The sequence below is a fragment of the Thermostichus sp. OS-CIW-33 genome (assembly GCF_054059615.1).
In genome coordinates this window covers 35,587-46,097 of record NZ_JBSSCH010000018.1, presented here as the reverse complement: position 1 = coordinate 46,097, position 10,511 = coordinate 35,587, and the positions used below count along the sequence as shown (strand labels likewise).

Annotated in this window: 7 protein-coding genes; 6 read left to right on the top strand and 1 reads right to left on the bottom strand. The window is 60.8% G+C overall.

Annotated features, from left to right (window positions below):
- Nucleotides 1–306: 306 nt before the first annotated feature.
- The 6 genes from ychF (at nt 307) to ACVWZG_RS11560 (ending at nt 6,587) form a co-directional block, all read left to right on the top strand.
- On the top strand, nt 307–1,398 hold the full coding sequence (ychF, locus tag ACVWZG_RS11585; protein ID WP_011434459.1) for a redox-regulated ATPase YchF: 1,092 nt from the start codon (nt 307–309) through the stop codon (nt 1,396–1,398).
- Nucleotides 1,399–1,947: 549 nt separating this feature from the next.
- A complete protein-coding gene (folP, locus tag ACVWZG_RS11580) occupies nt 1,948–2,817 on the top strand; it encodes a dihydropteroate synthase (RefSeq protein WP_457395273.1) in 870 nt (289 codons plus the stop codon).
- The gene (folB, locus tag ACVWZG_RS11575) at nt 2,804–3,169 is read left to right on the top strand and encodes a dihydroneopterin aldolase (protein ID WP_414417813.1); all 366 of its coding nucleotides are present in this window, start codon (nt 2,804–2,806) and stop codon (nt 3,167–3,169) included. Before folP ends, folB begins: the two co-directional genes overlap by 14 nt.
- A complete protein-coding gene (folK, locus tag ACVWZG_RS11570) occupies nt 3,166–3,672 on the top strand; it encodes a 2-amino-4-hydroxy-6-hydroxymethyldihydropteridine diphosphokinase (RefSeq protein WP_414414067.1) in 507 nt (168 codons plus the stop codon). Before folB ends, folK begins: the two co-directional genes overlap by 4 nt.
- A gap of 46 nt (nt 3,673–3,718) precedes the next feature.
- Nucleotides 3,719–5,317, top strand: a complete 1,599-nt coding sequence (locus ACVWZG_RS11565; RefSeq protein ID WP_457407139.1) for a glucose-6-phosphate isomerase — start codon at nt 3,719–3,721, stop codon at nt 5,315–5,317.
- 130 nt (nt 5,318–5,447) lie between these two features.
- Nucleotides 5,448–6,587, top strand: a complete 1,140-nt coding sequence (locus tag ACVWZG_RS11560) for a glucose-6-phosphate dehydrogenase assembly protein OpcA (RefSeq protein WP_457395264.1) — start codon at nt 5,448–5,450, stop codon at nt 6,585–6,587.
- 1,318 nt (nt 6,588–7,905) lie between these two features.
- On the opposite strand, the gene pheT is transcribed toward ACVWZG_RS11560, so the two are convergent.
- Nucleotides 7,906–10,383: a phenylalanine--tRNA ligase subunit beta gene (gene pheT / locus ACVWZG_RS11555; RefSeq protein ID WP_457407144.1), complete on the bottom strand. Its 2,478-nt coding sequence runs from the start codon at nt 10,381–10,383 to the stop codon at nt 7,906–7,908.
- Nucleotides 10,384–10,511 lie beyond the last annotated feature (128 nt).

The following is a 10,511-nucleotide window of genomic DNA, read 5'->3' as shown; positions in this document are numbered from 1 at the left end:
GTCGGAAGCAGGAACCCGCCGAGACGACTGCGCAAGGAGCCATCCATGCGTAGCGTGGTAGGAATCTCCGGCCTTCAGGCCGGGGAGGATGTCAAAAGACCTCAGCTGCCCAACACTGTGCAGCTGACAAAAAATACAGTTCTCTTGGGAGAGGAGCCGAGGGTGGTGGCGTTGGCGGCGCGGAGCGCTTGGGAGCGGATCCACCGGTTGGGAAAGGGGCGGCAAATGCTAACGTCAGAGTAGGGATCTTTCCGCTGGGCAAGGGATCCCGTTACCCTGGTTTTTGGCTTTTTCCCCAAGATCTGGATGTTGAGAGCTGGAATTGTCGGCCTGCCCAACGTAGGCAAATCTACCTTGTTCAACGCCCTCTGTGAAAATGCCAAAGCCGAGGCGGCCAACTTTCCCTTCTGCACCATTGAGCCGAATGTGGGGCGGGTGGCGGTGCCCGACGAGCGCTTGCAGGTGCTGGCCAAGATCAGCGGTTCTGCCGAGATCATCCCCAGCCAAATCGAGTTTGTGGATATTGCCGGGCTGGTGGCTGGAGCCAGCAAGGGGGAGGGTCTGGGCAACCAGTTTCTCTCCCACATTCGCCAGGTGGACGCCGTGGTGCACGTGGTGCGCTGCTTCCAAGACGAGAACATTGTGCATGTGGCGGGTTCGGTGGATCCCTTGCGGGATATCGGGGTGATCAACTTGGAGCTAGCCTTGGCGGATTTGGCCCAGATCGAGCGGCGCATAGAGCGGGTGCGCAAGCAGGCCAAGTCCGACAAAACCGCCCAACTGGAGTTGCAGGCTCTGGAACAATTACAGGCTGCCTTGGACGAGGGCAAGCCGGCTCGCCTGGTACCCCTCAGCCCAGAAGAAGAGCAGTTGATCAAAGGGTTGGGGCTGCTCACCCGTAAAAAAGTCATCTACGCCGCCAATGTGGCGGAAACGGATCTGGCCAGCGGCAATGCCTGGGTGGAGCAGGTGCGGCAATTTGCCGAGGCGGAAGGGGCAGGTGTGGTGGTGGTCTCAGCCCAGGTGGAGGCGGAACTGGTGGAGCTGCCCCCCGACGAGCGACAGGCCTATCTGGATTCGTTAGGGGTAAAAGAGGGCGGGCTGAAATCTCTCATCCGAGCCACCTACGAGCTGTTGGGCTTGCGCACCTACTTTACCTCTGGCCCCAAAGAAACCCGCGCTTGGACGATTCCAGTCGGCGCCACAGCCCCTCAGGCAGCCGGGGTGATCCACTCCGATTTTGAGCGGGGCTTCATCCGGGCCGAGACGGTGGCCTATGCCGATCTGGTGGCGGCGGGATCCCTGAATGCCGCCAAAGAAAAGGGCCTGCTGCGCAGCGAAGGCAAAGACTACGTCGTCCAGGAAGGGGACGTGATGCACTTCCGCTTCAATGTCTAGTTCCCTATCCTCCTGCATCTCTCAGGCAAGCTGGGTTTTCTCAGAAACTGAAGACTTGCTCCCTGTCTTTAGGCAAAAAGACTTAACCCGCCCTGGACAAGGGATCCCAGCTTGGCGCCTTAGCTCCAGTTGGGTCTGAGAAGCAGCCCTTTCCTGAGAGAACTGTTGACGCTGTAACGAAACATCACAATAATTGGACTAGATAAACAAATGTTTTAGGGATGTATTGATGGATCTGCTGCAATACGGCCCGATGGCCTGGGTTTACATGGCAATCTTTGCCTCTATCATTTGGTGCATCTGGGGTCGTTCCGAAGACGACATCATGTTCTAGCCAGAGCGGGAGAGCTTCCTCTGTCGGCGGGGGCCATTCCTTGCGCTTGAGCCGGCAGGGGCAGCCTTTCACCAATCGTGGCTCTGTAAGGACGTTGTAAAAAATTTTGTAGAATCCTGTTGGGCTTGCGCCAGCCTTGGGATTGACGGCAATACCATCCTAGGCAGTGGGAGACTTTTCCCCCTGCTTTTGCAACACGGCAGCCTGCAGCGGTTATGGGTGTTACCAGCTTGATCTCCCGACGTCCTCTGCCTGGGGCAGAACAGACGCCAGAGGGCTACCGTCTTTCTTGGCGGGGCGTTGGGGTGATGGGGGTGCTCAACGTAACACCCGACAGCTTCAGCGATGGCGGCCAGTGGGGATCCCCAGAAGCAGCCGTGCAGGCAGCCGAGGCCATGGCGGCGGCAGGGGCCTTGATGGTGGATGTTGGCGGCGAGTCCACCCGCCCAGGGGCAGATCCGGTGCCGGTAGAAGTGGAATGCGACCGGGTTTTGCCGGTAATTCGAGCTTTGCAGGGATCCGGGATCCCCATCAGCGTCGATACGCGCAGAACGGAGGTGGCGGCTGCGGCTTTGGCTGCCGGGGCGCACATCATCAACGATGTCAGCGGGCTGCGGGATCCCCAAATGATACAGGTCTGTGCCGAAAAGGGGGTGCCGGCGGTGATCATGCACATGCGGGGAGAGCCGCGCACCATGCAGCAGCAGACCGACTATGCTGACCTGGAGGGGGAGGTTTTCGGTTTCCTCAGGGAACAGGCGGAGCGGGCTCTGGCGGCGGGCGTGCCCAGCGTTGTTTTGGATCCGGGCTTAGGCTTTGCCAAAACTGCTGAGCAGAATGTAACCCTGCTCAAAGCCCTACCGCGGCTGGTGGCCTACGGCTACCCAGTTTTGGTGGGGGCCTCCCGCAAAAGTTTTGTGGGCAAGCTTTCCGGCATTGCCGTGCCCAGCGAGCGAGACAGCGCCAGCGTGGCCGTCCACCTGTTTGCGGCCAGCCGGGGAGCTGCCCTGGTACGGGTTCATAACGTGCCAGCTCATGTTTCCGCCCTCGCCACTTGGGAAGCTCTGCACCATGATGCAGGGTAGGCTGGTGCTCCAGGGCCTTGTCTTTCATGCTTACCACGGCCACTGCCCGGAGGAAGCAGTTTTGGGCGGGCGCTTTGTGGTGGATGTGGAGATGCAGCTTTCCCTGGCCCAGATCCAGGATGACCTCTCTGGCACAGTGGACTATGCCCAAGTGTATGAGATGGTGCGGCAAGAGGTGACCGGCCAGCGCCGCCGCTTGATCGAGACCTTGGCAGACCAGATTGCAGAGCGGCTGTGGCAGAGCTATCCCCAGCTGGAGGCCCTAACTGTGCGGGTTCACAAGCCCCAAGCTCCCCTGCCGGGGCTGTTCGATGATGTTTACGTAGAGATCGACCGTCGCCGATCTGTATGAATCCCGACCTGGCCTACATTGCCCTGGGAAGCAACTTGGGGGATCCGCTGCAGCAGTTGCGCCTGGCTGTGCAGAAGCTGCCCCAGCTGGGAGAGGTGGCGGCCCGTTCCAGTCTCTACCGCAGCCCAGCCCAAGGGGGGCCACCCGGACAGCCTGATTACCTCAATGCAGTGGTGGCCTTGGATCCCTTCCCCCCTTACCAGTCTCCCCTGGAGTTACTAAGGGCGCTGCTGGCCATCGAGCAGGAGGCAGGACGGGTGCGGCGCATCCGCTGGGAGGCCAGAACCCTGGATTTGGATCTGCTGGCCATGGGCAGCCGCATCCTGAACAGCCCTGAGCTGACGTTGCCCCACCCCCGCATGATGGAACGTGCTTTTGTCTTAGCTCCCTTGGGGGAGATCGCTCCCGACTGGCGTCACCCTGAGACCGGTGTGGGGGTCAAAGAGGCACTCATCAGTTTGGATCAGTCCTGGCTGGAGCGCACGACCCTCGGCTGGGAGTAAGAAAGAGTTTGGTAAGCTGGTTAGGGATTTCGGCAAAAGGGATCCCATGGACAGCCTCCAACTCTGGCAGCGCTACTGCGATTGGCTTTACTACCATCCCGGCCTGGAGATTTTCGTCGATATCAGCCGCATCCGTTTCACTCCCCCTCAGGTGGAAGCGCTACGGCCTCGCTTTGCCCAGGCTTTTGCCGATATGCAGGCTTTGGAGGCAGGAGCCATTGCCAACCCCGACGAAGGCCGCCAGGTGGGCCACTATTGGCTGCGGGCGCCCGAGCTGGCTCCCACCCCTGAAATCCGGCAGGCCATTCAGGATTCCATTGAGCGAGTGGAAACCTTTGCCGAAAAGATCCATCGCGGAACCATCCCGGCCAGCGGGGGGGGACGGTTCACCGAGCTGCTCTGCATCGGCATTGGCGGCTCAGCTCTGGGGCCGCAATTTGTGGCGGAGGCCCTGGCTCCGCTGCACCCCCCCCTGAACATCCACTTCATCGACAACACGGATCCCGACGGGTTTGACCGGGTGCTGGGGCGGCTGGCAGACCAACTGGGGCAAACCCTGGTGATCACCACCTCCAAATCCGGCGGCACCCCAGAGCCCCGCAATGCCTTGGTGGAGGTGAAGCTGGCCTACCAAAAAGCCGGGATCCCTTTTTCTGCCCATGCGGTGGCCATCACCGGCCCCGGCAGCCAATTGGAGCAGCAGGCGCGGCAGGAGGGGTGGTTGGAGGTCTTCCCCATCTTCGACTGGGTGGGGGGGCGCACCTCCGAAACGTCCCCGGTGGGCCTGTTGCCGGCAGCGTTGCAGGGCATTGATATCCGGGCTTTGCTGGCCGGGGCAGCCACCATGGATGAGGCCACCCGCCTGCCCCACCTGGAGCGCAATCCCGCCGCTCTGCTGGCCATGGCCTGGTACATCGTCGGTCAAGGGCAAGGGCGCAAGGACATGGTGGTTTTGCCCTACAAGGATCGCCTGCTGCTGTTTAGCCGTTACTTACAACAGTTGGTGATGGAATCCCTGGGCAAATCCCACGATCTAAACGGCAACCGCGTGGAGCAGGGCATCGCCGTTTACGGCAACAAGGGCACCACCGACCAACATGCCTACGTCCAGCAGTTGCGGGATGGCTTGAACAACTTCTTTGTCACCTTCATCGAGGTGCTTCAGGATCGGGAGCCCGGGATCCCTTCCCCCTTCGTGGAGCCGCAGGTGACCAGTGGCGACTACCTGAACGGCCTGCTGCAGGGCACCCGCCAGGCCCTCTACGAAAACGGTCGCGACTCCATTACCGTAACGCTGCCACGGGTGGATGCCCGCTCGGTGGGGGCCTTGATTGCCCTCTACGAGCGAGCCGTGGGCCTCTACGCCTCCCTAATCCAGATCAACGCTTACCATCAACCGGGGGTGGAAGCAGGCAAGAAAGCCGCCAGCGCTGTCTTGGAGCTGCAACGGCGATTGCTAGAGACGGTGCAGGAGCACCAGGGATCCCTGACTTTGCCCCAACTGGCAGAGAAACTAGGCTGCCCGGAGCGCATAGAAACCCTGTACTGGATTGTGCGGCACCTACACGCCAATGGCCGCGGAGTCCTGTTGACAGGGGATCCCGCCTGCCCCTTGGAGCTGAACATCCAGCCTCGGCCTGCTTGAGCCTCGAGTTTCCTGGAGCAAGTGCGGAGAGCAGGCTTGAGTTGGTCAATCTGTACCTGGCCTTAAGCCCTTCCCAGCCAGCCGGCCCGCCTGCCTAGAATCGAGCAAGAGTCCACTCCAGGAGGAGACTATGGATCAATCTGCTGCCGTCCTGCCCCTACAAACCCCGAAAGATGTCTCCATCGAAGATATTGAGCAGGAGCTGAACAAGATCTGGTCTTCCAAAGGAGAGAGCGTTGCCGCCCGCGCTGCCACCTTTACCCTGGTGGTGTACGAATCTCTGGACGATGCGCTGTTGCTACCTTCTCCCACCGTCGAGGCCATCGCCACCCAAAACCCCTGTCGCGTCATTGACCTGCGAGCCAAACGGGAGGGATCTGCAGACGACGCCATCGAGGCCCAGGTGGCCGCCTACTGTCCGGTGACCCGTGAGCAGCGCAGCTCGTTGGTCTGTTGCGAATACATCACCCTGAAAGCGCCCGAATCGGCCTTTGTGCGGGCCTGCAGCACCGTTGCCTCGCTGCTGATCCCCAACTTGCCCACCTTTTTGTGGTGGCAAGGGGATCTGGATTTGAACAGCTTGCTGTTTCAAAAATTGGTGGCTCTGAGCAACCGGGTCATCGTCGATTCACGGGGCTTTGTCAATCCAGAAGAAGATCTGCAGGAAATCCACCTCTTGGTGGGTGAGGGGCGCCACTGTGGGGATCTCAACTGGCGGCGGCTGCTGCCTTGGCAGGAACTCACCGCCCAAGCCTTTGACCCTCCCGACCGGCGGGAGTCCCTATACCTCGTAGATCGCGTGAACCTCGACTACAAAGCCGGCAATCCCTGCCAGGCGTTCCTTTTCTTGGGCTGGCTGGCCGGTCGCCTGGGATGGACTCCCACAGAGCGGGTTCAGGCTCAAGAACACGATTACAAGATTGACCGCATCCGCTTTCAAACCCAAAGGGGCGGCGAGGTGATGGCAGAACTGGCCGCTGTGCCCTTGGCCTCGGAAATCAGCCAGCCGGGGGATCTCATCGGGCTGCGCCTCACCTCCAGCAACCAAGAAGCCGACGCCTGTACTGTGCTGTGCTCCGAAATCACAGGGTGTATGCGCATGGAAGCCATGGGGGGCGCTCAGAGATGTGTGGTTCGCCAGGTGGCTCCCCTGGAGCAGGATTCCCTCGACACCCTGCTGGCTGCCGAGTTGCAGCGGCTTGGCCCCGACTACCTCTACGAAGAAACCCTAGGGGTGGTGGATCAGATGCTGAAGCTGGGCAAAAGCTGAGATCTGCTTCTGGTTTAAGTGACATACTCCCGCACTCATGCTGATGCAAAGCGCTCCGCGCCGCTAAAGCGAGAGAGTGCGGGCTTCCCAGTGACTCCGGTTAGCGCTCCGCGCTGCTAGCGCGAAAAGGACGGGATGCCCCACCACCCTGTACTTGATGTTTATAGCGGCAGTGTATAAAACCCCGCTACTTTTTATGTTTATGGCACCAGTCAAGGACAAAACATCATGTCCCCGCCTTTCATCCCGACTCTCACCCTGGATAGTGGCTAGCCACTAGTCACTAGTCACTAGCCCCTAATAGAGGGCAGGGCTTCCCGGCGGTGTAGCTAACGGGGTGCGGGGGCAATCAGTCCCGCGCCCTGCCCGCAGGGTGAGCACCGGGATACATGGATCCCCGCCATACCCCTGAGCAAAATCTGTAGTAAAACGTACCTGTGCTGGCGTACCCTACAAGCACCGGATTGATCCAGATGCCTCCCAGCAAGCCGCTCGCGTTAGCGGGACAGAGTCCTCGCTGTTGACGTGGCTGGAGATTGGCCGGCGCGTATACAACTACGCTTTGCCAGAAATCTAAGGAGTGGGTAGAATCTTGCTCTTGGCCACTGGACAGGGGTTCCTTGCTGCAGGAGTCCATCCTGCCTGCCGATGCACCCTTCCCTTCTGATTACCGTCAGCAGAACCCCTTGCCAGACAGCGTCTGCCGGGAACGGCCCAAGGGTTTCAAAGCCCTGCAAGGCCAGCTGAGAAGGCTGCAACCCAGGGGGGCGAGAAAACAGCAGGGGTCTTGCCACTGGAAGAGAGCACCACTGCAGGTTGCCAGGATGCAGCAGGGCATTGCCAATGGTTGCCAAGAGTTCCATTTCCAGAGGGCCCATTGGCGTTAGGACCGAGGGCAGACCCTCTTTATCTCTTTGTGGAAGACCTCAAGGCCAAGGGCTGGGCAAGGGGGATGTTGCCCAAGGAGTGCGTCGAGTCGGTTGCAAGTGCTGAGGGACGGTTAGCAACAGCTGGGCTGTCGGGGGGCCTCAGTGCCCTGAATGCCGGTACCGGGTGCATCGGGACTCAGCCTCAGCCTTGGGAACTGTGCTGGGTGGATTAGAGGTTGTTTTGCGAGCTGGCAGTAGCCAGGGAGGCTGGGGAAGGAGAACCGCCTGTCCAGTTGTTTTGTCGGGGGTTGTAGACCCAGGCAAGTGGCGTGGGGCAGGAATGCCCAACTGCGAGGTAAGGACTCCGTCCTGCTGACGGGAAGGGTAGCCCGCGCCCTGTCCACAGGACGAGCGCCGGGAGGATGTTATAGTAGCTACAGAGGGGTCGGCTAGCTGCGCAAGGTCACCGGAAATTGTGTTGTCAACTGCGCCCTCACCTGGTTTTGCAGAGCTTCTACCTCCGCATCCGTGAGGGTGCGATCGGGAGCGCGGTACACTAGGCGGAAGGCAAGGCTGCGCTGCCCTGCAGGTACTCCTTGGCCCCGGTACTCGTCGAAAAGCTGCACCGATTGGAGAAGTTCTCCGCCCGCTCGACGGATAACCTTCTCGATCTCACCAACGGCAAGGTCGAGTGGCGCAAAGAAGGCGATATCCCGATCGGCAGCAGGAAAGGGCGAAAAGGGGACAAATTGCACAATGCCCCGTCTCTCCAGGCTTTCCAGCAAGGGATCCAACTGCAGCTCAAACCCATAGACCTGATCTGGCAGCCCCTTTTCCTGACAGAGGCGGGGGTGCAGTTGCCCGAACAAACCGATGCGGGATCCCTCAATCCACAAACTGGCCTGGCGACCGGGGTGAAGCAGGGACGATTGCTCTTCAGGGGGATCCAGACGAAACTCCGGGCCAAATCCCAGCCGCTCCAGAGCGGAGACCAGCAGCCCCTTGGCCTCGAACCAGTCCATGGGTCGGTTGCGGTGCTGCCAATCGTGGGGATTGGGATCCCCGCCCAAGATACCGCCGATATGCTCAGCTTCCCGGTAAGGGTGGGGGTTGGGGGGAAGGGCATGGGCAAAAACACGACCGATTTCAAAGGCTTGGAGCGGGCCGTTGCCTTGATCCCAGTTGAAGCGGAAGGCCTCCACTAGGCCGGGAAGTAGCGCATTGCGCACGGCTGAATATTCAGGCGAAAGTGGATTGGCAATCCTCACCAAAGATCCATCCTCCTCCGCTGGGCAGAGGGAGATGTGATATACCTCTGTCAGGCCAATGCCGCGCAGCACTTCTCGGATCTGGCGGGTGAACGTTTCCCGCGCCGAAAGGGATCCCACCTGCGGCTCGGTGGGTAGGGTTTCTGAGAAGCGGTCATAGCCGTAGAGACGGGCAAACTCCTCGATGAGGTCGATCTCCCGCTCAATGTCCCGCAGGCGATAGGGGGGAACGACGACCTGCCAAACGCAGCTGGCCACGGTTGCCGTCTCGGTAGCGGGGGAGAGGGCACTCTGGGAATTGGCCCCTTCGCAACGGGAGAGCTGAAAGCCCAAGGCAGATAGGATCTCCTCCACATCCGCCGCCTGCACCTCGTCCCCCAACACATCGATCAGCCGCGACAGCCGCAATTTCAGGGTGCGTTCCAGGGGGGGCCGCTGGTCAAAGGTGGTGAGGCCGGCCACTGCTCCCCCTGCCAGTTCCAGGATCAACTGCACCGCCCGATCCCGGGCCTGATCGAGGGTGGCAAAGTTAACCCCTCGCTCATAGCGGGTGGAAGCCTCGGTGCGCAGACCTTGAGACCGGGCCGAGCGCCGCGTCACCGCTGGATCGAATAGGGCTGCTTCCAAGAAAATGCGAGTGGTGGTCGAGCCGACCTCGGTTTCTTCCCCTCCCATGACCCCGGCCAGAGCTACCGGTTGGCTGCCGGCCACAATGAGATGACTGTCGGCTTGCAAGGTGCGGGTTTGGCCGTCCAAGGTCTTTAAGGTTTCTCCCGGCTGGGCCAAGCGCACCTCGATGGTGGGTTTTTTCTTGCCCATGACCTGGAGCAGGCGATCCCAGTCGAAGGCGTGCAAAGGCTGGCCCCATTCCAGCAGGATCAGATTGGTAATATCCACTACATTGTTGATGGATCGCATGCCGGCAGCGGCCAGTCGGTGTTTTAGCCAGTCGGGGGAAGGGCCGACTTTCACCCCTTCGATCAACACGCCACTGTAGGCGGGGCAGGCTTTGGCGTCGGCAATGCGCAACTGAAAGTTGGGGATGGGCTTGGCCTGAAGAGGCTTGACGGGGGGCAGGCGCAGTGGGTTGCGGGTGAGGGCAGCCACTTCGCGGGCGATCCCCACCATGCTCAGGGCATCGGCCCGGTTGGCGGTGGAAGTGAGATCCAGCACCACATCGTCCAAGCCTAGAAGGGGGCGCACATCAGAGCCAAGCGGATGAACCTCCAGATCCAAGTCGGGCGGGAATTCGTGGATCCCTTCGGAAGATTTCTCCAGCCCCAGCTCGGCCAGAGAGCAGATCATGCCCTCCGAGATCACCCCCCGCTTGTCGGCTTTGGCAATGGTGAGGGAGAGGGCGGGCAAATGGGTGCCGGGCGTGGCCACTGCTACCAGGATCCCAGGGCGGGCGTTGGCAGCTCCACAGACAATGGTGGCAGGCCGATCGGATCCCAAGTCCACCTGGCAAACCTGCAGCTTGTCGGCGTTGGGGTGAGGCTCGGCAGCCAGGATCCTGCCCAAAACCACCCCCTCTGCCCAGGTGCGGCGATCTTCAATCTCTTCCACTTCAAACCCCGCCAGGGTGAGGGCCTCCCCCAGTTCTTCGGGTGAAAGTTGGAAATCCACCAGTTCTCGCAGCCACTTCAAGGAGATGCGCATCGCTGAGCCATCGGTGCAAACGCCGCACCCATTATCGCTCACCTGGCCCTCTTCTCCAGCCGGGATCCCGGCCCAAGATCGTGGGATGGCATAGACCCGGTTCTGGCCGGAACCGGTGGGACAGGGTG

What these genes read in the sequence shown, in the direction of transcription:
- ACVWZG_RS11560 (WP_457395264.1), top strand. Translation starts at nt 5,448, where the DNA reads ATGGATCAATCTGCTGCCGTCCTGCCCCTACAAACCCCGAAAGATGTC.
- pheT (WP_457407144.1), bottom strand. Translation starts at nt 10,383, where the DNA reads ATGCGCATCTCCTTGAAGTGGCTGCGAGAACTGGTGGATTTCCAACTT.
- folB (WP_414417813.1), top strand. Translation starts at nt 2,804, where the DNA reads ATGATGCAGGGTAGGCTGGTGCTCCAGGGCCTTGTCTTTCATGCTTAC.
- ACVWZG_RS11565 (WP_457407139.1), top strand. Translation starts at nt 3,719, where the DNA reads ATGGACAGCCTCCAACTCTGGCAGCGCTACTGCGATTGGCTTTACTAC.
- ychF (WP_011434459.1), top strand. Translation starts at nt 307, where the DNA reads ATGTTGAGAGCTGGAATTGTCGGCCTGCCCAACGTAGGCAAATCTACC.
- folP (WP_457395273.1), top strand. Translation starts at nt 1,948, where the DNA reads ATGGGTGTTACCAGCTTGATCTCCCGACGTCCTCTGCCTGGGGCAGAA.
- folK (WP_414414067.1), top strand. Translation starts at nt 3,166, where the DNA reads ATGAATCCCGACCTGGCCTACATTGCCCTGGGAAGCAACTTGGGGGAT.